This is a genomic window from Pleionea litopenaei (assembly GCF_031198435.1).
Taxonomy (GTDB): domain Bacteria; phylum Pseudomonadota; class Gammaproteobacteria; order Enterobacterales; family Kangiellaceae; genus Pleionea; species Pleionea litopenaei.
In genome coordinates this window covers 3,913,842-3,937,932 of sequence record NZ_CP133548.1, presented here as the reverse complement: position 1 = coordinate 3,937,932, position 24,091 = coordinate 3,913,842, and the positions used below count along the sequence as shown (strand labels likewise).

Here is a 24,091-nt window from a genome sequence, read left to right as displayed (position 1 = left end):
CTGATTGAATAGCGAATTACAAGGACTTTCATGTTAATAGAAGCAGACTGGGACGAGCAAAACGATTTCCGTATCGAGCGTATTATCGGTGAAGGCGGTATGGGAAAAGTTTATTTAGCAACGGAGCTTGCTCTTGATCGCTTGGTAGCGATTAAAGTCGCAAAACATTCTGGTCGTGTTGCCAAACCCAATGTATTGCTCAAAGAAGCGCGAGCATTGGCAAAACTCAATCATCCGAATATCGTTCAAATTCTCTCCATCAGAGAGTACCATCAAGAGATTTGGATGATCATGGAATACGTCAACGGTCGCACCTTGGCTCATTCACAATTAGTAAAGAATGCCTCTCAACTGCAACAACTAAAATGGCTGTATGAGATCGCAAAGGGTCTAACCGCAGCGCATAATAAAGGCTATTTACATTGCGATCTCAAGTTAAGCAATATTTTAGTCGACGAAAGAAACACGGCCAAGATTGCTGACTTTGGCGTTGCTAAACTGTCAAATGTGCATGAAGATTCGAGTAGCCACTTTATAAGCCTATCAAACATTACTCCCGAGGCAATAACTGGAGAAGGCTTATCAGAGCACACTGACTTGTATTGTTTTGCTCTTTTAGCCTTCGAGCTATTGGCGGGCTACCCGTTGATTTCGATTTCACCGAAAGAAATACAAGCTTCCTCTAAAGAACAACTTCTCGCGAAGTTGAACACTGTCCCAGACATTATCAACAGCCTACCTAACATACCCATTGAAATATCATCAATGCTTAAACAATTATTAAGTGTTGAAAAGGAAGCGAGATACTTTACCGCCGATCAAGTTAGAGCCCGTTGCAAAAGCGTATTGATTAACACAACCAGTTCCGATTTAATGGATACCTTTCCGAACCCATTTGCGAACAATGAACTCGAGGTAACTTATTCACAAAATCATCAGCCAATAGATGGATTCTCAGATGGATCGCACTCAGATGATTCAAAGAATTTAGAACAAAATAAATACGAGTCACAACGTCAATTTCGAAAAATTGAAAAGCGTAGGAAAAGTCAGTGGTTAAAACGTCTTTTAGGGAAGCAACGACTTTCAATACTCAGTCGCTATCTATTGATTGTCATCGTACCGGCAACATTAATTATCACTTATTGTCATTCGACATTTCATTTTAATAACGTTCGTATCGCAGTCATACCGCCGACAATCAAAAACGATGACTCAGTATCAAGAACACAAGTTCAACTAATGGAAGCCGCCATCGACTCTGCTGCTCGCGAATTTATTTCGCAAAATCGTCAGTTTCGGCTCATTGCTTTCGATGAAATATCAACTGGTGGCCTAGACTTAGTGAGTATTGCAAAATCAACTGCTGTCGATGAGCTACTGACCACCTCAATTCATTGTGAAAACTCTATATGTGAAGCTGAAATTCGAAGAATCGATCCGAACTTAACCATTAAGTCGTTTGAGCGTTGGCCTGTACACTATAAGAGCCATCGAGATTTGCTGAGTACAGTGCAACTACAAATGAAGCGAATTTTCGCTACCTCCAGTGACCTAAATAATCGACTCAATACATTAAGCGATAGCGAATTAATTAGCTTTTTAAATATTTATTATCAAGTAAGATTCGGCTCTAAATCATCAGTGCAACTTGAAAAAGAGCTATTTGAATTCATTCAACAGCATAATAATATTGATATCCTCTACTCTCTTTATCGAGAAGTCGCATTAAATTTATACCATGAAACTCGCCAAGAAAAAGAGCTTGCTCGATTAGAAAAACTACTCATTAATGCGCCTAACCGTTATAAAGACACCCTCAATTATCAAGTTAATCTATTTTGGCTAGCACTCAATCAGGCCGACAATCATAAAGCAAGATCGTCTATAAGTAAGATACAAACATTGTCAAGCGATCCAGCCATTGCTTATGAGTTAAATGCTCAGTACTTTTATCATAATAGTCAATTTGAAAACGCCTCTGAGTATTTTAAAAAGGCCATTCAACTACGACCGAGTACCGATTTACAATTTAACTTAAGCTTAACCTTATGGTGGCAAGGCAATACTGACGAGGCGATACGTACTTTAGAGCAAATTATAAACACACTACCCAACGATTACCGAGCCAATAGATTGCTTGCATCGTTTCATCTGTTTACTGGCCAATTTGAGTCTGCTATCGAAGGTTTTAAAAAGGCACTTGCTCAGCACTTTCAAGGAACCGATCAAAATAATCTAGCCATTGCGTATCTTCTTTTGGGCGAATACGAACACGCTTATGGAAAACTCAAAAGCTTAGTTGAACATCAACCATCGAACCCGACATGGCGTCTCAATTGGGCGGATACCTTGTGGGTTCAGAACAAGCGCACACAAGCCGCAGAAGAGTACAAAACCGTTATTGAGCTCAACAAAGATAAATTAGAAACGGTCAGTGCGCTATTACAAAATGCACAAGCCTATGTTCGCCTAGAACAAAATCGTCCCGCACTAGAAGCTTTACAAGTGGCAAAACAAAAGGCACCTGAAAATCTCGACGTTTATTTTACTGCCGCCGCCGTGCATACAAGTTTAAAGGATACACAGTCGGCATTGTATTTCGTCGAATTAGCCATTGAGCAAGGAATGGGAGTTCGGTGGTTTGATCTTCCTCGATTTGATCCTTTGTGCTCAGAGCCAGAGTTCCAAGAACTAATGAGTCTGAACAATAACGCGATGCGGTGTAACTAACCGCCAATGGGTCGACCCAAATCGACGCTAGGATCTTGTGACAAATAGGCTTTGGTATACCCATTCATATTGGTACAGGTTGCCACAAAATTGAATCCTAGCTTTAAATAATGCGTTTTCCCTGGCTCAGAACCCGTATTGCCCACTTTATCGATGATAATTAACAATTGCTTTTTATCATTCAATAGCTCGGTGGTGATTTCAAAGTCGGTTAACTCTGGTTCTTTGGGAATGACTATGCCATTGGCAGCAAATGCCCACTCACCTTCACTTGTCTTATTCTCAATGTCGCAAAGTAAGAATATTCTTTGTAACCCTTCGAGGTATTCTTGCCCTGGACGAGCAGGCGTAAATTGAATTTTTAACTGCTCAACGGCAACGCGTTCACCTTCATTATTAACAATTAACGAAAGCCAATCTTCTTGAGTGTTTGGAATGATATGAAAACGACTGATTGCTGTAATTGAAGGCACATCATTGTAAGTGCCCTCAATTAAATCACAGGGAACTTTTAGTGTAATTTTATTATTTTCGACAACACGATTGCTTTGTGAAATTGAATCGTTGTGCGAGGTGGAATTAGAATAATCAGAACTCATAACGCTTCCTTGAGTATTTATTTAAACTCTGAGTATATGAAAACCCTATTCAACTGTCATGCGATGCTGAAGATTGCTCCCCAAAATATCATGATATTCACCATTTATTCTCAACGAGAGATAGCAGCAAAGCAACTCATCAAAGAGAGCCCTTAAAAATCTATCAATACCCCGTTCTATTCCATTGTTCAGTTAATCAACTGACTGTCGATTCATTCTGTTACTGTTCGAAGGTTCTAACGTCATAAGTTAAAGGCTCTTTATCGGGCGTTAACTTAACCGTTCTTCAGCATTAAACGGTACACACCCAAAAAGAGCCTTGTTTGTCGGCAATAGCCGGTAGTTATCTATGTATCATTAATGGCGAACTAATAGTTCGAATCTGGATCAGCCGCATTTTTGGTAAATGGACCTGCGCCTTTCTTTTCAATCATTGCCTGTCCTTCAGCACCCGACGTTTGATGATGATTAGCCGTCGTAAATGTCGTCCAGTTTCCAGTACCTTCTCTATACTGCCACGGAATGGGCCAATTAAAGTCACCGACACCGTATGGCTGACCTCTCGAGCCAGTAAATACCGTATCAATCCCATTCACCCTATTATTGGTGATGGTGCAAGCCGTTCCGATGGCATGAACTTCACCATTTAAGTAGTTCAACCATCCAGTTCCGACACCGACACATGTACCTTCTCTGAAAGTGACATTGGCATAAGAGACATCATCTGGCGTCAATAATATTTCGCCTTTGAAGCCAACCGAAAATGTATTATGAATATGACGCAATCCAGTTCCTTGGCTCTGAACCATAGTGGCATCAACGGGTGCCACTGTTGGCACATCAACATCGAGTATATCTTCACCCGAGTGCTCGCCACAGAAATAGGACAAGACCAAACTTGCTTGCTCTTCTTTTGCGCCTGCAACATAACAGGCCTCGCCATAGCCATTTGAAAACAAGTAACCTGACCCACTCTCGACTCTCCAATAGAGTTGTGCTAATTGCTGTTCCGACAATTTGCTTTTTGACGAAAGCGAAAGTGAAACTAACTCGCCAATACCAAAGTTCTTTTTACTGCGACCACTAAAATCATCTTCAGGACAAAGCTTTACCGTTAAGTTATCCAGAGACTTAAACTCAACATCATCAGCGTCACCTTCTGAATTGATATGTAAAGACAAATGATTAAGGTAGACCGATGACTTAGCCTTTAATCGTTTACAACTACGATTCAAGAAATGCTGCTGTGCATATTTTTCCGCATAATCCTGTTTAGCCTTGGCCGTTACTTCATCATCGAAAAAATTCGTCATTTCAGGAAGGACATTAAGGTCAACACTTTGATCCAACATATTTTGTTGCTCATCAACACCTTGTAATAAATAACGTAACGAACTGATGGATTCACTGTAGTCTTCATTACCTGCTCTTGGCATATCTAAAAAGATGGGAGAAGGCATTTGCAGCAGTAGAAACGCTTTCGTTTGTGGGTCGATTTCTACATCACTGTTCAAAACCCCTTGTATCAGCGATTCAATCAGCTGCATTTCGCCTTTTATATCTTTAAATTTATGGCGACTTAAAATCTTAATCATATGCCCAATGGTCGGCACCGTATAATTCTTACCTAACTGCAAATCATTGAGTAACACCTGACTGGCCTGTTCAAATATTGATAGCTTTCCGCGCTCAGACAGCTCGTCATAACGCTCACAGATCGATTCGATTGAGTGAGGCAAAAAATTAATGGCGAGGTCACTCGACGAGATTTTTGCTTTAAATAGATCGGGGTGCCAATGACTGATACCTAATATCACAAAATCATCAGCAAACAGCGTCATTGATTCTTCAGTCTTTACACCGTCAACAACCGCGCTAATGGTCCATAAGCCAGCTTTGGGATCAACGGTGTGTAAAAGATGGTCGCCTGCTTCAACCGTTAATTTTTCAGCAGGACCTAATGCTGGCTTTACCGTAAACTCTACGTCGGCGGCAACATTTTTAGGTATGAGATTGATTAATCTAAGGTGGTCTTTGTTACTCATGGCAATATCCTCAAGTTTGCGTTTAATAAAAAATCCTCTTGAAGTTGTTTGGTCACTTACCTTGTTGTTTTCTAGGTCTTTGAAAACGATGACCAAACAATATCATTGAGTATTGAGCTTACTTGAAGGAATCCGAAATCAACATTACGTCACATTACACCGAATTGAAAATTTAACGCTCACAGATCAAGATGAATGATTTAGTTCTATATTGCATTTTAATATATTAGGCAGCCAAACGAGTCTTAAGCGACTTAGTTTTCATCGTTTAAAAGATAACGTTACTGCGAGGATCGATCTGACGAACTTTGATCAGATAGTTGACGGCTATGTTGATAGGACGAGTTTCTTTACCATAACGAGGCGAACCATAACCTTGTTTTTCGGTGATCGCAGTAGTATCTTTTACCTCTATCATCACCGCATCGGCACCTGACTCTGCTGGAACAGGTCCATCCGATTGACCGCCAGAGTATTGATGTTCATGTCCTTGAAACTGATCCTTTTGAGACGTACCGACGCCAGATGACTGACCTCCAACCGATGCTTCTCGAGACTCAGTATCACGCTTTGCGCCATTGTCAACGGCACGTAAGAAGTAACCTCGATAATCAGGTAATCGAAAAGCATTTCCTTGTTCACCATAGATTCCGCCGATCACTTTATACAAGTCATTGAATTGCATTTTATCGACCAGTTGTCCATTACAGTAGGCCCACCCTCTGGCCAATAAAGAGGTGACCATTTCTGAATTTTGTTTTGGTGTTACTCCCTCTAAAGGAGTTGTGTCATCAATGTTACCGGCGAAAGCAACGATAGTACCAACGGGAACGTCACTAAACATAATTAACTCCTTTCTTATTTAAGTTCACTGACGGCTAAAGCGCTTTCGTTCGAGTCTAAATAAACGTGCGTCGTTGGAACACGTTTAGACCACTTAATTGACGCAGAACTGGTTTCTTGATTACCTTCTTGAATGAGTTCAGCCAATCTATACCCTTGTTGTGTTACCACAGAGTTAGCCAAAAGATGCCCCCAGCGCTGTTGAAAACTTAATGTAAATAATATTTCAGACAAAAACTGGCGTTTAACGGGAAGCAAAACTCGCGCAGATTGCGCAGAAAGAAATGCTTTGAATAATGCATCGGTGTCATAAGGTAATGTATCTTGAGAAGTCACCCAGGGTTCATCAGGCTGCTCACCCGCTGGCCAAGCATAAAACTGATACGCCATATCTTGCCACGCAAAAGCGCGATCAATAAATCGTAAAGCTTCTGGAGATTTATCGTTTAAAGTGTCAGTTAAAATCGTACTAATGGCTGTTTTCAAACTCTGTTGCTCTATCTCTCTTGAGCGTCCCATTGTCGCCTTACTTAAACGGGCTTGCAGCTGTCGATTATAATCATTAACCTGCCTTTGATACGCTTGAAGAAGCATACGAAAGACCTGCTGTTGCCAAGCTGTTAATCGTTGGGGGTAACTACTCGAGGTAGAAGTATCAGGCAGCAAAGTCATACTGACTTCAACCGAAAAATTTGCTGCATTACAAACCATACCAAAAGCAACATCGCTTTTATATTGTTTAGCCACTGAAACCTGATAGATCGCAGGCTGAGGATTCGGAAAATTAACATTAACCGGCGTTGGCGAATCAGAGCTCTGGGCGGCACTGTCTTTGTCTAATGCAGTGAACGCCATCGAACGGCTCTCGATGTTCGAAGTCGCTTCATTGTCATTGTCGGTGGAACTGCTCAACGACGATGGGTTTGGATTATTCTTACTAGGACTATTCTTGCTAGCATTATTATCGCTAGAATCATCTCTGGTAGAATGGTCATTGCTAGAATGGTCATTGCTAGAATGGTGATTACTAGAATCGTCATGGCTAGAATTGTCATGGCTTAATTCTGCACTTTTTAAAGATAAACTGTCTGCTGAAGACTCAACACCGCTTTTCCCACCTTCATTAATAGGGCTTTCTAGACCAAAATAACCGGTGAGCTTCTGCGATGCGTCACTCACCATTAGATTAATTTTTCCTCCCGTTGCACTTTGATAACCATCAGGTATTGGAATACTCCCCGTAATGATTGGGCCACCCTCATTGCTGAAGCTTTCTTTAATGCTAATACTTTGTTCTGGTGGTCTAGGTAATGGTTCTGCGTTGAAATAGGCTTGATACTCTAAGTAGTTCTGCGGAGTAATCTTGTTATAATTACCTGCGTCCGAAAATAATTGCTGATCGCTCGGCTCAAAAATCGGAACGCCACTCTCATCGGTTATTGATGTCAAAAAGGTTTCTTCAGGCGCATTAACCATAAACTCCACAATTAATGCACTTTGTTTACGTTGCATTTCAAAAACATGCAACATGTCGATCCATCGATAAACCGCATTAATGGCTTTTTCGTCAGAATCATTTACCAAGTCGACACGTAGTGAATGGGTTGTTTCATTAAAATGCTTGGTTTGACGATGAGTCATTACTTTACGCTTAATGCTATCACTTGCGTAATCCGTTATCTTTTGCGCAAACGTTTGCGCTAAATTTTGAGTCGATGTATTGTCGGTCCAAGTTGTGTCACTAGAGCCGCTGATAACCAAACCTAGATTTTCATAGTTCGGCGTCAATTTGTTCGCATTTAACTTCTCTTCTTGATCAGAGATAACGCGCCTAACCTCCTCAGAGAGCTCGTTGTGGTGTTCATTACTGGTGGACGTATTGTGCTGAAGATCATCGTTACTAATATCCACTTCCGTTGTCCAGCTTCGTTCGGTAGAACATTCTCTTTGACGACGTCTCTCTCCCGCCATCAAACTGTTCACTTTTGAAATATCCCCTAAGCAATAACTTTTTTCTGTTAAATAAACCTCACAAACTTCGCCTATACCCGCAAATCGATACCATCCTTGACTAGACTTTGTTACTGAACCGTCGTTTTCAGGTACTAAAATATCTGGCACCAACAATTGCGCATACAACCATTGCTGCAACCCAGATATATCATTAGCTATATAGTTATCTTTGTTCTCGTTACTCGAAGAATCAGTTTCTCCATCTTCAGACGGTGTTACTTGGCTGGTAGGAACTTCCTGTAACAGCTTCGCTAAATAGCAGTACACCTGAATAGAGGCGATGATATCTTTCAATGTGGCCGTCGAAGTAATATCTGAAGTTGGTAATAAAAGAAAAACCAGAAGAGATTCCCAGCATTGAGTTAAAAGCTGTACATTCTTTTTTCCAGTCACCAACTCTTTTAAGGTGTATTGTTCTCCAAGCCAACTTTCTAACTGCTTCTCGATGTCTTCAATTGATTGGTTGTTATCAAGCTCTCTCAATAAGGGAAGCAATATTGGAAAATCAGCAAATGGCTTGGCCAGCGAATAAAAGCTACTGATAAACTGACTACTTGACTGAAAGGCTTTTAAACTTTCTTCTACTTTTGAAAACTGTAAAGGAAAGGTTTGCCCCTTGGTAAGCGTCTGGTAAAGCTCAGAAGAATCCCAATGTTCAAAATAAATGACGTCTTCATTATCTGAATTAATCATGACGTCCGTCGGTTGAGAATTTAAACACATAAACGGGAATACGGCTTCCCAATTTTCTAACTCAACTCGTATATGGTCTAGCTCAGAGGCATTCGATTTAATCGGAGGTATCGGTTGAATTCCTTGGCGCGTCCACCAAGCAATCGACTTTTTAAACACCGTGTCTCGATCAACGGGATAAGACAACCAAAACTCAACACAATCATCAGACGATGTAGATTTCACAGAATTGGGAGATTCGTCTGCGGTCGATAACCAGACACTGACAATGGATGTTTTCTCATTAGCGTTAAGTACTACGCTGGTTTCTTCACTGCCAAGCTCAATCGATACTGACTTTTGTTGCTCTGCATCTAAGTTCTTGAATATCACCTGCGCACTCGCTCCATCACTCGATGCCTTCCAAGTGATATTGAAATTTATTCTTCCAGGACAATATAAAGTTCCGTTTGGTTGTTGATTAGTCATACGTCGCTCCTTAGCAATATAAACAGGGTATTCATCGCGATTTATAATCGCTAAACTTAAACTCAGCTGATTGCTCGATTGCAACCCCCCCCAACACTCCCTCTTCTGTTAGGCATTTTTTAAGTACAAAATGAGCTGAGCTTTGAGGCAAGTTAACGATCGATTGAGTTAGGCCATTGACGGTGACATCCAGCTTAATGCTTTGCGCCAAATTAACTTCGTTTCTTGCATTGGCCGGTACAGTTAGCTGAAAACTGGCAAGCGAATCATTGGATTTAACAAAGAATCGAGCAGCAATGCTCGTCGAGTTTTCCAGCAGCACTCGACTGAGTTTTGAGTAACTTGTTTGAGTTAGCTCAAGACAAGATAACGCCCCTACTTGGCGATTGATTAACCGAAACCAACCATTACTGTACTGAGAATCGAGTGGCAATAGGTTTATCGTTTTAGCGTCTTGCACAACGAGACAACCACACGAAAAATTGGCAAATGGATTTAAGATGTTATCAAGTCTGACTTCACAGTAGGCTGAGATTATTTGTTCACAAATGGTAACTGCAGCCATTTTTAAACGAATATGCGCGTGATGCTTCGTTAAATTTGTGATCACTAACTGATGAGCGTCCATCTTGCTCTTTCCTAAAAGTAGCGGCCGCGATTGAAATCGCGGCCCTGTCACCTAGTTAAGTTCTAAGTGGAAGTAGTCCGCTTCAAGTGCTGAGGTGTTATTTTCGGCACTAATGACAGCTGAACCATCATTGGTATTTAAAGTAGCCGTAGTGACACCATTGATAACGGCATAGATGTAGAAGTTACTGCCGACATACAATGATTCACTGTTGAAGTTGTCACTTACCGTAACACTTTGCAGTGGCTTACCATCTTTCATCACATTAAAAATGACTGGCGTGTTAGTGGTCGATTCAAACTCCATTGAATCCGGCTTAGAGCCAGCTCCTTCAACGATTTGAAAATCGTAAGTTCCTTGATCTGAAATTTGTAAAACTTGCGCAAGAAACTTATCGCCGGGGTTGGCACTTTTCGGTGCCGTTTGATAAGTGTTTTTATTTAGAATGGTCGTAGCTCTAACTTGATAACTATCCGCCGTAGGCACTTGGATCTTTCCTTTTGGCTCGACACCTGGAATTCGAGCAATTACTTGGTCGCCCTTTCGAACAACAAATTGAGCGACGTAAGCGGTATCGTTGATAAGTGTAATATTGGGTGATGCAGTACTCATGATAATCTCCATAAATTTCCATTACGTTAAATAAATCCAGCCACCAAGTGCCGGACAAGTGACTCAAGGTTTCGGTCACAACACCTTCGCAACCAAGCCTTGATTGAAACTATGGAGGAAACGATTCATTTTAGGTATTACACGATATTACACAGAGTGTTACCGCAGCTTTTGGCACTCAACAATCTCTGATAGCACCTTTTAGATTGGAAAATCGCAGGTCGAAAGTGAAGGGCAGGAACAGAGTTAATTAAAATAAGAATTTAGCATTGCAAACTGCTAAACTGAGAACATGCGTTTTTTAATCATAATAACTATCGGAACCTTAATCGTCGCTTGCCAATCAACTCCGTCAAATGAGTCGAAAACAGCGACGAGACCCTCCGCTCAAAAACCGCGGAGCAAACCGCCGTTAACGGCCAATCAACTCTCTCAAAAACAACAGTTAATGGCTTTTTATCAAAGTTGGCGCGGAACACCTTATCGACTCGGCGGGCTAAGCCGCAATGGTATAGATTGCTCAGGCTTTGTGTACGTAGCCATGCAGCAAGTGTTTAAACAATCGGTTGCCAGAACGACTTACTTGCAATCAAAAGAAGGAATGACGATTGCCTTTTCTGACCTGCGCTTCGGGGACTTAGTTTTTTTTAAAACCGACATAAAGACACGTCATGTCGGTGTTTTCATCGACGACAATCACTTCATGCACGCTTCAACTCGTATCGGAGTGACCATTTCAAGACTCGATAATCCTTACTGGCAAAAGCACTACTGGCAGGCTAGACGAGTGATTCCATAACCCAGTTCTCGATTAGAAAAAGCAACGCTTATGATCAAGAAATTGGTTATTAGATTTGCCCCTCACGATACACTAGCCGACCATTAACAATCGTCATCACAACTAAGCCATCAAGCAATGCCGGAGGACTTTGTTCAGCAACGTTTAATATATCTCGATCGACCACCGTAAAATCAGCCCAATAGCCAGGAGCGATCTGTCCACTTTGCAATTCTCGAAAAGCTGCATAAGCAGGCCATCGAGTATAACCAAAGACCACTTCTTCAGCCGTCAGCGCCTGCCCGGCATACCAGCCATTCGTTGGTTGATGCATTTTATCTTGCCGAGTTACCGCAGAATGCAAACCGTAAAAGAAAGAATGATCGGATCCGGGTGCGTCAGAGTTAAGCAGCACATCAACCTGATGCTGCCGTAAGCTTCGCCAAGCATACGCGTGTTGCATTCGCTTTCGACCTAAGCGCCGTTCAGCCCAAAGTCTATCTTCGACCGCATGAGCCGGTTGCATTGACGCGATAATATCTAGCTCTGAAAAACGCGCCAAGTCAGTTTCAGATAAAACTTGCGCATGTTCAATTCGATGACGATTCTGTCTAATACTTGGATTAAGCGAGTATTGCTCTTGGTATAAGTCGAGCACTTGTCGATTCCCGGCATCGCCAATAGCGTGAATAGCCAGTTGGAAACCTCTCTGAATCGCGGCGGTGACTAATTCTCGCGGGAATTGATAGTCCACGCCACCGACCCCAGTAACCCCATGTTTGTCGGTATAATCATCAATTAACAATGCGCCACGCGCGCCAAGCGAACCATCGTAGTAGGCTTTCACACCACCAATATCAAGAAAACCATTGGGGTCTTTGCTCGGCCCAGCCGATAACCATTGTTGCATCAACTCAGGGTCGCGCGATGACAATAAAACATACACTCTCAATGGCAGTTGATCTCTTTCCGATAAATTCTGCAAGGCGGTTAGTAAATGGCGGTCAGCTCCCGCCTGATGAATTGCGACATATCCACTTCGAGCCATTTCTTCAAAGGCCCGCAATAAACTATCTTCAAACTGCTCACTCGATGGTTTAGGAATGCTTTTTAAAATGAGGTCCGTCGCTCGGTTAAGTAAAATGCCACTCGGTAAGCCTTGCGCATCCTTCAGTATTTGCCCTCCGACCGGCGCTTCCGTTCGGGCATCTATATTCGATTCGACCAATGCTTGCGAGTTAGCCCAAAGCGCAAAACCATGACGTCCTTTCAATACCACCGCGTGATCTGGAAAATAGCGATCTAAGAGTTTACGGTCAGGGTATTGACCGTTCCAAGCGCCTTCATCCCATCCATAGCCAATAATCCACTGATCGATGCTTTTCGGGTTTTTCTGCAAATAGTTTTGAATACGTGAAACGACTTCCGACGGAGTTTCACTACCGACAAGATCAACTTCATTCAGTCGATTGCTTAATTGCTCGATGTGAACATGGGAATCGATTAAACCAGGAATGACGGTCGCATTCTTTAAATCGATCACTTCAGTTAGTTCGTTAGCATAGTGACGAATATCATCGTTTGCCCCGACAGCCAACACTTTGCCACCGCTAATAGCAATCGCTTGAGCATCAGCTAACCACTGATCAGAGTGCTTCGGTGCAGAGACATCGCTAATGCCATTCCCATTGGGTTGTTTCCATGAAAAGCTGTATACGTTTCCATTGATGAAAATTCTATCGGCAACAGGAGGCTGAGAAAGACTTTTTGCATCATATCGCCCTGCATAACTCGAAGGGCCGTTATCCACTGGCTCACAAGCACAAATCAAGGACAGAGCAATTAAAACTCCAAACCATTCTCGCCGCATTAGATACTCCTTAGCGATCATCTAAACTCGATCAGTCAACCGATAAACTCGGTTTTAATAAACATCCATTTTTCAAATATTAAAGGCGAATTTGAGACTCCTGTAGTTCCTTAAAAACCATCAGAAAAACGTCTGAAAAGTCTCACTTAGATTCGCTCGCTTTGAATTCGAAAGCGCACTGCATGATGGCTAAAACTAACATATTCTTTCCAATAAAAAATATCCATTTCTTGAGATATATCTTTTCGGATAATGAAGACCATCCGCATTTTAGAAATTAGTCGGCGATAATGCTCTACAAACATCGAAGCTTGCGATAAGTTGAATTTTTGACGAATTATTGAACAAGGATATTTTTACTAAAGGACTAAGTTTGTTTGCCACTGGCTGCTCCAGAGCCAGTGGCAATACTCCTATAAGCTTCAAGACGTGTCCTTTGCGCACTGATCCATTCATCTAACCCGATGCTCCGTCACTCGTTTAATCAAGTCGACCTAAAGCTTGCTCAATATCTTGCCAAATTAACGTCGCCGGTTCGCAGCCTAAACTCAAACGAATGAGTCCTTCAGCAACATTATCGGTTCCCCAACGCGCTCGTCGTTCAGCCATTGAGTGCAACCCGCCAAAGCTGGTGGCTTCCATCACTAAATTTAGGTTCGAGAGGAATTGCTCCGCTCGGACTTTCGAGCCTAAGTCAAAGCTTACAATCGATCCAAAATTTGCTTGTTGCATTTTTGCCAGCTGATGCGACGGGTCTTGCGGTAAACCTGGATATCGAACATGCCTAACGTGTTCATGATGTTGTAAGTTTTCTGCCAGAATCATGGCAGACTCTGTCATTCTCTCTAAGCGCATATCGAGGGTTGCCAGACCTCGTTGCACCAGCCAGGTTTCCATTGGCCCTGGTATGGCGCCAGAAAGGGTTCGCCACTGTCGAATTCGCTGATAATGTTGCTCATCGTTTACGGCAATGTGACCAAATAAAGTATCCGAGTGACCGTTCACTGATTTTGTGTCAGAGCAAACCGATATATCGGCTCCCAACCGTAATGGTTGCTGCCCAATGGGCGATAATGTTGTGTTATCAATCACCAATAAACAATTCGCTTGGTTTGCTTTATCGGCCAGTGCTTGAATATCAACGACGTCCAGCATTGGATTGCTCGGGCTTTCTACAAATACCATTCGAACGTCATTGAGATCTTGCTGCAGCATCTCTAACGTCGAGCAGACACGCAATTCAACTCCCAAAGGACTCAGAAAATTCTCTACAAAAGCACGAGAGGCGTAATAACCGTCACTCGGCATGATTAGCCGGTCGCCAGATTGCAATAACGACATAAAAACGGCGCTGACTGCCGCCATTCCGGATGGAAAGATTAAAGCTTCGCCGCCCTCCAACAAAGTCAGTTGTTGCTCTAAAGAGCGCCAGCTAGGATTATCGAACCGACCATACTGATCCTTAGCCGAGTTTGTCTCACCTTTCAAATGAAAGGTGCTAGAGAAAACTGGACTCTGAGAAATAGCTTGGCCATTGTCTCGCTGTTGCCCACCTCGGATAGCATGTTCAATCAACTGGTCATTTAATCTTGGAGTATCTTTGCTGGTCATCACTCACCTTTCCTTTAACGTTGTGCGGCCTTCGCAACTCTAGCAGTTTAACTGAACCGCCCAAGTTTAAAACCCTTTGTTTTACAAACACGTTCTTACACGAACAAGCGAAGTGAAACCTGTTTAAATAAATATTTCATGGTATGCTTAATCCACAATGGTTAGAGCTCGAGAGTTTATGAAGCCTTCTGAATCGGTGAACCAAACCATCCATTACAAATTAACCACACTGCTTATGGTGGTGGTCGCGCTACTGGCTTTTGCCGCAAACTCTGTTCTTTGTCGGTTGGCTCTCGGTAGTGACAGTATTGACGCGGCGAGTTTTACTATTATTCGCCTGCTTTCAGGCGCCGCGTTATTGTTCGTTTTAGCGCAGTTTTTAAATAAGCCCGAAAAACCTAAACACTTAATTTTACGTCCTTTAAAATCTAGAAAGTTATGGATCGCTCCACTCATGTTGTTTTGCTACGCGCTACTCTTTTCACTCGCGTATCAAACCTTGACAACGGCGACCGGCGCGTTAATTTTATTTGTCACCGTACAACTCACAATGGTTGGTTATCAACTCTACAAAGGCAATCAGCTGAATCAACTGGAATGGTTTGGTATCGCAATTTCTTTGACGGGGTTAATTCTTTTGCTTCTTCCAGGACTTGCACAACCCTCATTGCTTGGAACATTAATGATGATTGGCTCTGGAATTGCGTGGGCCATATACACGCTCGATGGCAAGCAATCACAGTCTCCGCTACGAGACACTGCGGAAAACTTTGTTGGAACCATCCCTCTTTGTATCGCACTCTTCATAGTCACGGTATGGTTCGCCGAGTTAAGTCTTAGTGGCATGCTGTGGGCAGTTGCTTCTGGTGCCTTGGCGTCTGGCTTAGGCTACGCGGTTTGGTATTTCGTTTTACCACGGCTTTCGGTTCCCTCCGCGGCAGTGAGCCAACTCAGCGTACCTTTACTGGCTATGTTCGGAGGTGTCGTGGTCGTGAATGAGCCCGTGAGTTTCGGTTTAATGACTGCAGGAGCCCTTATACTGGGTGGTATCGCGTTAGTCAGTTTAGCACCCAAATCCATTAAGGCTGAGTCAAAGTCGTCATAATGTATTGGTTAACCGATTCTTCAACCTGTCGTAAAGACACTGAGCCATTTTTTAAAACCGCGTCGTGAAAGTCGCCGTAATCGAAATCGTTACCTAACTGGTCTTGCGCCTGCTGCCTCAATTCAAGTAACTTTAACGAACCGCTGGTGTAAGCTGTCGCTTGTCCGGGCCAAACACTGTACCTTGGTAGACTCGCGGCAAACCCAACATTGGTTTGAGAATAATTTTGAGCTTGTTGAACGCTCCACCCTAATGCATGAATACCAGTATCAATGACCAGTCGAGAAGCTCGCATCGCCTCAAACTGTAGTCTTCCTAAGTCACCGTAAATATCGTCCTGATACCATCCCAAGTCAAAGGCCAATCGCTCAGCGTACAATCCCCAACCTTCAATAAAAGAAGTAAATCGTATTTCACGTCGATATCTAGGGAGCTGTAACTCTTGTGACAAAGCGATTTGCAAATGGTGTCCAGGAATGGCTTCGTGATAGGCCAGTGTCGGCATGGTTAAATAATTTAAATCTTGATTCGTTTGCGCATAAAAAGCACCTGGACGACTCCCATCATCAGACCCAGCGATGTAATAGCCACCAGTCGGGCCACCGACAACGATAACAGGCGTAATGGGTATTTGATTAAATGCTAACGGAAGTTGAGCATAGGCTTCAGCGATTAAGTTTTCGAAAAAAGTGACCGCCGATTGGCTACGTATCACACCAGACTCATTCCTAGCTCGATTAATTAGCTGGGCGATTGAGCCCGTCGAAGGATATCCTAGCAGTGCAAATCGCTCACGCATTTGCTGATGAATCGCAACCATTTGGTCGAGACCTAACTGATGAACTTGCTCCGCGGTTTGCTCCGTTTCGGTAAAGTAATTCAACTGAGATTGATAAAACGCTGCCCCATTAGGAAATTGTGAAAAGCCTATTTCATCGGGCGCTTGTTCAGAATAGCTATTCAAGGTTTGCACTAATGATAAATAAGCCGGTTTAACTCTTCTCTCTATCATTGCAGCGGCAAGTAATAAAGCTTCGTCGCGCTCTGTTGCGGTTAGCCCTAACCCACTTTGCAATGCCGTTTGCAAACGTCGATAAAAAGGATGCTCATTGTAAGGAACGTCTGCCAAACTTTGTAGATAATCTATCGAAGGTTGTAATGTATACGAAGGCTCGATGATTCCAGCATTGGCTCGAACAGTCACTAATGTTTCAATTTGTGCGAACCGTAGTGCAACTTGATTCAATAAGGTTAAATAGCGCGCGACTTGTTCAGAACTATCTAGGGTTAGAACTTGAGTAAAGTAAGATTCTGTTTGACTTGGCCAACCAACTAAATATGCGGTTCCGGGAAAACTCAGCAAATAGTAGTCACCCGCTTCAACCTCTCTTTCTAGCCATTGCCGAAAGATCGCGGCTCCAATTTTCGTTTCCTCGGATTCGGCCGTGAGATCATAGTTTATCAGCGATTGTAAAATGAATGATTTTAAGGCGATGCTCTGTAAATAGTACTCATCTGAAATATTTGACAAATGTAATGGGAGATCTGAAAACTCACTCTCTCTATTTGCTCCAATAACATCATCGATGCTGCGACGTTCTAAAAGCGCAAATGATTGATCCATGAAAGCGGTGACGGTTAATCCTTCCAGCTGTTGCTCCGCAGCATCGATAACTTCGACCGTTGGCTGGAGGTCGTACTCAATCACTTCGGGTAACTCAACCGATGCTAAGTCAGGGGGATTGTTCGAATTTGAACTACCACAGCCCCAAAGCAGCCAAATCACTGAGATTAATACGCAATACTTAGCCATTAGCCATCTCCTTGTTTTGAGAGCTTACAAGTTAGTTTTAACAGGCGCGGCTTCTTGGTGCGAGTTTACACCTGGTTATTTTGCAACCAAGCGTGTAATTATGAGAATGGGTCTCTACTTTCAATGCGCTATTTCTGATATAAAAGACGCAAAATATCGACTGTGAATACCACTGATTGTGAATGCCAATATGGATGCCTTAGCGACTGCTGAGAAGTGTTTGGACGACGGGAACCCTACCGCGGCGATTAAACATTTACTCCCTTTTTACAAGACTAATCGACTTGACGATCGCGTCAATCAAATCATTGTTGATAGTTTTATCGCTCTTCAGCAGTGGAACAAAGCGAAAGCGGTTATAACGCACAATATAAAAAGTGAACCTGAAGTAGCGAGTCATTGGATAAAGTTATCGAAACTTTACCTTGAACAAGACGAGCCGATAGATGCTCTACGAGTCCTTAATAAAGCCACCAAACAACTCTCTCAAAGTTTAGAACTTCATTTAACGAAAGCTCAGGTGTTGTACACGTTAAATCAAACTTCAAAGATGCATGACTGGTTTGAACACCTATTTAGCTTATTCCCTGAACAGAAAGCAGAGATGTTAGTCGAGCGCGCTCAACTCTATCAAAGGATTGCTCAATCGCCGTCCGACAATGAAGATAAGATTAGGGATCCGCAAGGAAACGACTTTGCCATTAGGCCCTTGAAACTTGCTCTTCACGATCTCTCGCAGGCTCTAAAAATATCAGCTAAGCAATGGCAATGGTGGTATCAACGAGCCAATGTAAACCAGCAGTTACAGAATTTTGAATCAGCGATCAATGATTATCAACTCGCATTAAAATGTTTATCGGAGAGCCAAACTGACCAAATAGAGTTCATTAGACAACAAATTCAAATCTGCCGGACCGGAGGTAAAGCAGTCGTACCAAGCAGCTCCCATCAAGAACATCAACCGAGCAAAACCCACTCCGCCCCCGTCACATCGCCTGTTGAAATTGACAACGAGCTTAAGTCAAGCGACCAACGCAATCAAATAGATAACGATGAAGATTGGTATGCGCTGATTGAAGAAATTGGCGATGATCAAAGTAAACAAACGGCATTAACCATCGCACAAGAAATCATTAACACAACGATTGAGCCTGAGTACAACTTTAAACCAACCGACAATGAATTGTATTCAAGTCAACAAAATAAGTTCTGCGAAAAAGTTGAACAATCACTTGCACGCTTTGACTTTTCTTACGTTGGCGATTTTGAACCTAAGGGACTCTTAGCTAAATTGAAGCAACCGACATTGGTCAGAATTTTTCTATCAAGCAACTTTCAACATGTCGCAACCTGCTATAGCCTTGCACGAAAAGATTCGTCATTTAAGGACTGGCTAACGTCACTAGTTACCAGAAAATCGGGCGCCAAAGAAATCATCGAATTCACCAGCTTTACATCGGAAGGACACGCCTTTATCACCAACAACGACTTAGGCAACACAGTGTTTACCGCTTGCTCGAAAATGACTCATTTATTGCAACAAGCTCCTTCAGCTAGTCCTGACTCAATATTCGAAGCTCACTTGAATCTACTGTCATCTCAATCTGTTACTGATTTAATCGGCTTTAACGACACAGACTCAATTTTGAAGCAACTCGAAAAACTTCGACAGCACAAAAATAGCTTTCGCCAATCGATAAACTATGTTACTGATGAGGAGCTAACGGAATTGCTGCAAGACCAGCCAAAGAATTTACAGCCTCTCGTGCGCCGCTATTTAACTCGACTTACCCAAAGTATTTCGAACAAGAATAATTAATTAGAATAATAAAATATATTTTAAGGTTGATAATGAAAGCTTTAACGAGAAAAGTCGCTCATTCTCTGATTGAAAAAATTGTTACCGGTGAAAAGCAAGCCGCCAAGAATGATACTCTGGTTTCTTGTGATAATTACCTTACACTCGCGCGTCTGTATAATAGTGAGCTGGACTATGCAAAAGAAATAAATGTATTACAACGATTTCTTGATTTAGGAAGAGCGGTACATGAAGACTTAGCTCTCGTTGAAAGACAACTATCTGAAGCCAAAGCTGCACAACATGAACAAAGGCAAATCGACAAACTCAATTTAAATACTCAGAATGAACCCTCTGTCAAAGAAGCATCAAAAACTCCGCTTCGTTTGCAAGATGAGTCAGGCTCAGAATCGATTTGGAATACAACAGAAACATCTCAAGAAAGAGAAAAGTTAACGCCTAGAGACATTATTAATCCAACCAACAAACCTATTGATGCTATAAAAATGGTGACAGTTTGCGCGGCCTATACCGGAAAAACTGAAGACGATGAACTATTTGAGTTAGCGCTTGTGAGCTTTCAATATTGTCGGAATAACGACACGGTAATCAAAATACTTGATGAATATCATGGCAGTCGAAAAACAAAAAAGCCTATCCCGATTGCAGCAGTTTCTCGACTATCTGCTAGTCATGGCATTGAGTCAATAGAGGCTCTCAATCAAGACAGAGTTAATACCATTATGGAGAATGTTGAAAGTGTCATCAGTCACAATGACCCTTACATTGAACGACAACATTTTATTTGCCTATTTCCACACTTTGAGAAACTCGCATGGCGAAGCTCTCAGCTCGACATTCCTTGGTCTGCCCTTGGGTTTAAAGATCGTGGTCTATCAAAAATATTGAACAGCTACTCAATAAACCGACCCAACCGAACGCCACAAGAACGAGCGAAAGCTATCGTTAGGCTTTTATCGCAGCACGAACCAGGCACTCAATCTAGCTTTTTTAAACGCCTTTTAAATTGTCAGCCAATGAAAGCTTTTGAGTGGAGTAAAGCGCTTAAATCAACGTCTGACAAATTGACGAAGAAACGATTTGGGTTTGGATTTCGGAAGAATAATTAGTTCTTTTTAGGGTTGTTTTTAACGCTTTGATTGTCATTCTTGTTGATAATAAGTCGCAACTCTCCAGGTCGGGAGAAGAAGTCGTACGTTGATTGACTAAGCAAAACCGGCACGGTCACAGGAACATGAATGCCAATAATCTGGCTTGGTTTTATAATTTCATTCAAAATATTGATACCAGACTCTCTGGTTAAGAACCAATAGGGAGGCAGAGCTAAATCAAGCGCCTTTCGAGCAAAAAAAGGCTTTTGCTCAATAAAATGCATCATTGCCGGATCGGCGTCTCCAAAGTGCATCACACTCGAGTCGCCCAATTGGACTCTGACTATTAAATTTTCAATATCGGCTCTTCCCGGCCAACCGGCATGTGGAATTCTAACCGCGGAAAAGTCAACCGCTCCAATCCGTTGCTCAAAGGCTACTTGCCCTTTTTGCAAATTCACACTTACGACTCTATCGGCTACTAGATTGAAAGATGGCTCTAACTTCAAGATGGCAACCGCTTGCTGAGGGGCGACCAATCGACACCGATTATTTAAAGTTAAGTATCGAAGAACATCTTCGGGCGAAAAGTGATCTTCGTGAGCGTGACTAATGACAATAAAGTCGATGCCATCGAAAGGAGGCAACTGATTGAACAATTGATTTCGAATGGCTTCAGGTACCTTTTGATATTGTCCAAAATCGTTATGAAAGAAAGGATCAAAGAGCACTTTACCCTGGGTTGAAGAAACCATGACGCCTTCATTAGCCAAGTAGCGAATACTCGAACCATGCGCAAAAACAGGTATTGCAACGTTTGCGAGGCTAACACTTAACAATAACGCCCAAAAAAAGAGTAGGCGTCGTGGCTGTCGGCTAATTCGATTATTCATTGTTTGAGTTCATAAGTTCATCGAGCGTTAACGAGTAGCTGTCGAAGAAGACTTGCATAAAGTAGTCAACTTCGGGTAACGCAAAGGTTTGTAGCTTAGCACTTATCTGCTCGGCTGCTTTAACAAATTCTTGATTTCCTGCATTGATTTCTAATTGACATTTTATGTAAGCAGAAATGGTATCGGCAGCTTTAATTAATAGATGCTGCTCGTCCGTTAAGTTTTTTTCTAATAGTACCGCTTCATAATCTGATTTCAATTCATCCGGAAGAAGAGAAAATAATTCCTGTTCGGCCTGATGCTCAATTGACTTATACGCGTCTGTAATTTCTCGAGAATGGTACTTTATGGGAGATGGCATATCTCCCGTTATTACTTCACTGACATCGTGGTACATTGCCGCAACCGCTAACGCATTTGCGTCAATATTTCCCGAAAAACGTTTGTTACGAATCAAGCCTAATGCATGAGCAATGGTAGCAACTTCCCAGGAGTGCTCCATAACATTTTCTGATTGCGTATTACGCTTCAATCCCCAGCGTTGTAGCCAGCGAATCTTACTAATGTAAGCAAAAAAGTGACTTTTAATCATAATCAATATAATTCAAGTAATGGAAGCGTAATAGTAACGAATTTCTACTGCTTGAGAAAGTGAACAAATTCTTCAAAAGGTACCGGCTTGGACCAAAAATACCCTTGTGCAACTTCACATCCGAGAGACTGAAGCAGTGTCGACGTTGCTTCATCTTCGACGCCTTCAGCGACATTCTTAAGACCCATTGCTTTACTCATTTGCACAATCGCATCGACAATATGCTGCTGACGTTTGTCATTCGTCATATTACGAATAAACGACATATCAATTTTTAGCGTAGAGGCATTGAATTTATTCAGATAATTAAGGTTTGAGTAGCCGGTTCCAAAGTCATCAATCGCAATCGACATTCCGCGATTCACTAGCATATCTAACTGATCCTTGGTCGAATTATCGTCTTCGACAAACAATGACTCAGTAATCTCTAGTTCAACATACTCTGGAGCTAATTCAGCGTAATTTAGTGCTTTTGACACCGTACTTACTATATCACCCCGACGAAATTGACCTGGTGAGAGATTAATCGCTACAGAGATTTCAAACCCCATTTGATGCCAGCGACTACAGTCGGCAATCGATTGGGTTATCACCCAATTACCGATATCGGCGATCAACCCAGATTCTTCCGCGACCGAAATGAAATGAAAGGGCGAGATCACTTTGCCATCAGGCTTTACCCAGCGAATTAATGACTCTGCCCCGAGTATTTTTCCGCTCGATAGCTCCACCTTCGGCTGATACCATAGTTGAAATTGCTCCTGTTCAATTGCAATTTTCAATTCTTTTATCAAACGCAATCGGTCACGAATAAAAGCGTCCATTTCTGACTCATAAATTTTAAACCCTGCGTCGTGATCTTCTTTAGCATGACTTAATGCGGTATGAGACTTCTGCCTTAAAACATGGTAACTGGTCCCGTCAAAAGGAGCGAAAGCCACACCCAGTGATCCGGATAGCTCTACTTCATATTCAAGAATTTGAATCGGTTCACCGATCAACTGCAAAAGTCTCTGACAAAATTCAATGGCTGAATCATAGTCCTCAGATTGCAGCAAGAAGACAAACTCGCTCCCAGTGTTTCGAAATGCTTCTGCTTGTGCAAAACTCAAATCTTCAAAACGCATGGCCAGTTCACAAATGACTTTATCGCCAATTTCGTGCCCCATACTTGAATTGATGACTTTAAAGTTATTCAAATCAAGCGTTATCACCGCCACCAGTTGATCAACCAAGAGGCTGTCGTGCATATACTTTTCAAATTGCTGCTTGCACAGTGTTTCATTCGGTAAGCGGGTTAATAAATCATATTCTACGAGTTTCTGAGCTCTGGCTTTAATCTTCTCACTGCGCGTGCTCTCAAGCCAAAGGCGACGTAAAATCACCCGCACAAACCGTACAATAATCGCGATACTGACTCCATACAAAACGAGTATCAACGCCAGGTTATTCGCTTTACCCCATGGAGAAGAGTCCATTTGTAAATCGCCTAACATCATTCCTTCCGACATGGCGTAAGCGAAAAAATAGAGCGTTGCCAACATATAGATGACCAGAGAAACGGTGAGTACCACCCCCCGAGAAATGAAGAAAATATTAAAATACACGGGAATATCACTATAGAAGTATCATACAGACCATCATTCATCCAACCAAAGTAAGAGGCCAGAATAGTTACTGTCCATAAAGCAACAGCGGCAACTATATTAACCGTATCGGGAGCACAAAAATAATACAAGAAGCCGAAAAAGACAGCGCAAAAAATTAATTCGTATACCCACTGCGCTTGATTAAAGACAATGTTGTTCGTTAACACCAAGACTAAAAGGATAATGATCGAGAGAAGTGTTCTTCGAAGATAATTGACTCTTTCTGTGTCACTTTG

17 protein-coding genes are annotated in these 24,091 nt (G+C 42.3%); 5 read left to right on the top strand and 12 right to left on the bottom strand.

The window, feature by feature from the left end:
• Positions 1–30 precede the first annotated feature (30 nt).
• The gene (locus tag Q9312_RS17540; RefSeq protein WP_309202157.1) at positions 31–2,733 is read left to right on the top strand and encodes a protein kinase domain-containing protein; all 2,703 of its coding nucleotides are present in this window, start codon (positions 31–33) and stop codon (positions 2,731–2,733) included.
• Here Q9312_RS17540 and Q9312_RS17535 read toward each other — a convergent pair.
• The 6 genes from Q9312_RS17535 to Q9312_RS17510 all read right to left on the bottom strand — a co-directional run bounded on the left by Q9312_RS17535 (position 2,730) and on the right by Q9312_RS17510 (position 10,634).
• Positions 2,730–3,332 (bottom strand): DP-EP family protein, encoded by a 603-nt coding sequence (locus Q9312_RS17535; protein ID WP_309202156.1) that lies wholly within the window; start codon positions 3,330–3,332, stop codon positions 2,730–2,732. The two genes, Q9312_RS17540 and Q9312_RS17535, sit on opposite strands and share 4 nt — an antisense overlap.
• Before the next feature lie 368 nt (positions 3,333–3,700).
• Positions 3,701–5,377, bottom strand: a complete 1,677-nt coding sequence (locus Q9312_RS17530; protein WP_309202155.1) for a hypothetical protein — start codon at positions 5,375–5,377, stop codon at positions 3,701–3,703.
• A gap of 268 nt (positions 5,378–5,645) precedes the next feature.
• Positions 5,646–6,221, bottom strand: coding sequence for a tail fiber protein (locus Q9312_RS17525; protein WP_309202154.1), 576 nt, complete (start codon positions 6,219–6,221; stop codon positions 5,646–5,648).
• Between the two features lie 14 nt (positions 6,222–6,235).
• Positions 6,236–9,394 (bottom strand): hypothetical protein, encoded by a 3,159-nt coding sequence (locus tag Q9312_RS17520; RefSeq protein WP_309202153.1) that lies wholly within the window; start codon positions 9,392–9,394, stop codon positions 6,236–6,238.
• Positions 9,395–9,425: 31 nt separating this feature from the next.
• On the bottom strand, positions 9,426–10,022 hold the full coding sequence (locus Q9312_RS17515) for a hypothetical protein (protein ID WP_309202152.1): 597 nt from the start codon (positions 10,020–10,022) through the stop codon (positions 9,426–9,428).
• A 51-nt stretch (positions 10,023–10,073) separates the two neighbouring features.
• Positions 10,074–10,634: a hypothetical protein gene (locus tag Q9312_RS17510; RefSeq protein WP_309202151.1), complete on the bottom strand. Its 561-nt coding sequence runs from the start codon at positions 10,632–10,634 to the stop codon at positions 10,074–10,076.
• Between the two features lie 292 nt (positions 10,635–10,926).
• On the opposite strand from Q9312_RS17510, the gene Q9312_RS17505 reads away from it, so the two are divergent.
• Entirely contained in the window at positions 10,927–11,433 is a 507-nt protein-coding gene (locus tag Q9312_RS17505) for a C40 family peptidase (RefSeq protein WP_309202150.1), read from the top strand.
• A 49-nt stretch (positions 11,434–11,482) separates the two neighbouring features.
• On the opposite strand, the gene Q9312_RS17500 is transcribed toward Q9312_RS17505, so the two are convergent.
• Both Q9312_RS17500 and Q9312_RS17495 read right to left on the bottom strand, forming a co-directional pair.
• Positions 11,483–13,282: an amidohydrolase gene (locus Q9312_RS17500; RefSeq protein ID WP_309202149.1), complete on the bottom strand. Its 1,800-nt coding sequence runs from the start codon at positions 13,280–13,282 to the stop codon at positions 11,483–11,485.
• 480 nt (positions 13,283–13,762) lie between these two features.
• Positions 13,763–14,893 carry a cystathionine gamma-lyase gene (locus tag Q9312_RS17495; protein WP_309204523.1) on the bottom strand — a complete coding sequence of 377 codons (1,131 nt, stop codon included), beginning with the start codon at positions 14,891–14,893 and terminating at the stop codon, positions 13,763–13,765.
• A 178-nt stretch (positions 14,894–15,071) separates the two neighbouring features.
• On the opposite strand from Q9312_RS17495, the gene Q9312_RS17490 reads away from it, so the two are divergent.
• Positions 15,072–15,998, top strand: coding sequence for a DMT family transporter (locus tag Q9312_RS17490; RefSeq protein ID WP_309202148.1), 927 nt, complete (start codon positions 15,072–15,074; stop codon positions 15,996–15,998).
• Here Q9312_RS17490 and Q9312_RS17485 read toward each other — a convergent pair.
• Positions 15,973–17,811: a DUF885 domain-containing protein gene (locus tag Q9312_RS17485; RefSeq protein WP_309202146.1), complete on the bottom strand. Its 1,839-nt coding sequence runs from the start codon at positions 17,809–17,811 to the stop codon at positions 15,973–15,975. The two genes, Q9312_RS17490 and Q9312_RS17485, sit on opposite strands and share 26 nt — an antisense overlap.
• 190 nt (positions 17,812–18,001) lie before the next feature.
• On the opposite strand from Q9312_RS17485, the gene Q9312_RS17480 reads away from it, so the two are divergent.
• On the top strand, positions 18,002–19,630 hold the full coding sequence (locus tag Q9312_RS17480) for a tetratricopeptide repeat protein (RefSeq protein ID WP_309202145.1): 1,629 nt from the start codon (positions 18,002–18,004) through the stop codon (positions 19,628–19,630).
• Positions 19,631–19,662: 32 nt separating this feature from the next.
• Complete coding sequence (locus tag Q9312_RS17475) at positions 19,663–20,739, top strand: hypothetical protein (protein ID WP_309202144.1); 1,077 nt, start codon at positions 19,663–19,665, stop codon at positions 20,737–20,739.
• Here the strand turns inward: Q9312_RS17475 and Q9312_RS17470 are convergent.
• Genes Q9312_RS17470 through Q9312_RS17460 form a run of 3 tightly spaced genes read right to left on the bottom strand, consistent with a single transcriptional unit; the run spans position 20,736 to position 23,750 of the window.
• Positions 20,736–21,614: an MBL fold metallo-hydrolase gene (locus tag Q9312_RS17470; protein WP_309202143.1), complete on the bottom strand. Its 879-nt coding sequence runs from the start codon at positions 21,612–21,614 to the stop codon at positions 20,736–20,738. The two genes, Q9312_RS17475 and Q9312_RS17470, sit on opposite strands and share 4 nt — an antisense overlap.
• Positions 21,607–22,206: a 5'-deoxynucleotidase gene (gene yfbR, locus Q9312_RS17465; RefSeq protein ID WP_309202142.1), complete on the bottom strand. Its 600-nt coding sequence runs from the start codon at positions 22,204–22,206 to the stop codon at positions 21,607–21,609. Before yfbR ends, Q9312_RS17470 begins: the two co-directional genes overlap by 8 nt.
• Before the next feature lie 44 nt (positions 22,207–22,250).
• Positions 22,251–23,750: a putative bifunctional diguanylate cyclase/phosphodiesterase gene (locus Q9312_RS17460; RefSeq protein ID WP_309202141.1), complete on the bottom strand. Its 1,500-nt coding sequence runs from the start codon at positions 23,748–23,750 to the stop codon at positions 22,251–22,253.
• Positions 23,751–24,091: the final 341 nt, after the last annotated feature.

Bases quoted from the DNA above. Each gene is read 5' to 3' on its own strand.
- Q9312_RS17540 (WP_309202157.1), top strand. From the start codon at position 31: ATGTTAATAGAAGCAGACTGGGACGAGCAAAACGATTTCCGTATCGAG.
- Q9312_RS17535 (WP_309202156.1), bottom strand. From the start codon at position 3,332: ATGAGTTCTGATTATTCTAATTCCACCTCGCACAACGATTCAATTTCA.
- Q9312_RS17530 (WP_309202155.1), bottom strand. From the start codon at position 5,377: ATGAGTAACAAAGACCACCTTAGATTAATCAATCTCATACCTAAAAAT.
- Q9312_RS17525 (WP_309202154.1), bottom strand. From the start codon at position 6,221: ATGTTTAGTGACGTTCCCGTTGGTACTATCGTTGCTTTCGCCGGTAAC.
- Q9312_RS17520 (WP_309202153.1), bottom strand. From the start codon at position 9,394: ATGACTAATCAACAACCAAACGGAACTTTATATTGTCCTGGAAGAATA.
- Q9312_RS17515 (WP_309202152.1), bottom strand. From the start codon at position 10,022: ATGGACGCTCATCAGTTAGTGATCACAAATTTAACGAAGCATCACGCG.
- Q9312_RS17510 (WP_309202151.1), bottom strand. From the start codon at position 10,634: ATGAGTACTGCATCACCCAATATTACACTTATCAACGATACCGCTTAC.
- Q9312_RS17505 (WP_309202150.1), top strand. From the start codon at position 10,927: ATGCGTTTTTTAATCATAATAACTATCGGAACCTTAATCGTCGCTTGC.
- Q9312_RS17500 (WP_309202149.1), bottom strand. From the start codon at position 13,282: ATGCGGCGAGAATGGTTTGGAGTTTTAATTGCTCTGTCCTTGATTTGT.
- Q9312_RS17495 (WP_309204523.1), bottom strand. From the start codon at position 14,893: ATGACCAGCAAAGATACTCCAAGATTAAATGACCAGTTGATTGAACAT.
- Q9312_RS17490 (WP_309202148.1), top strand. From the start codon at position 15,072: ATGAAGCCTTCTGAATCGGTGAACCAAACCATCCATTACAAATTAACC.
- Q9312_RS17485 (WP_309202146.1), bottom strand. From the start codon at position 17,811: ATGGCTAAGTATTGCGTATTAATCTCAGTGATTTGGCTGCTTTGGGGC.
- Q9312_RS17480 (WP_309202145.1), top strand. From the start codon at position 18,002: ATGGATGCCTTAGCGACTGCTGAGAAGTGTTTGGACGACGGGAACCCT.
- Q9312_RS17475 (WP_309202144.1), top strand. From the start codon at position 19,663: ATGAAAGCTTTAACGAGAAAAGTCGCTCATTCTCTGATTGAAAAAATT.
- Q9312_RS17470 (WP_309202143.1), bottom strand. From the start codon at position 21,614: ATGAATAATCGAATTAGCCGACAGCCACGACGCCTACTCTTTTTTTGG.
- yfbR (WP_309202142.1), bottom strand. From the start codon at position 22,206: ATGATTAAAAGTCACTTTTTTGCTTACATTAGTAAGATTCGCTGGCTA.
- Q9312_RS17460 (WP_309202141.1), bottom strand. From the start codon at position 23,750: ATGTTGGCAACGCTCTATTTTTTCGCTTACGCCATGTCGGAAGGAATG.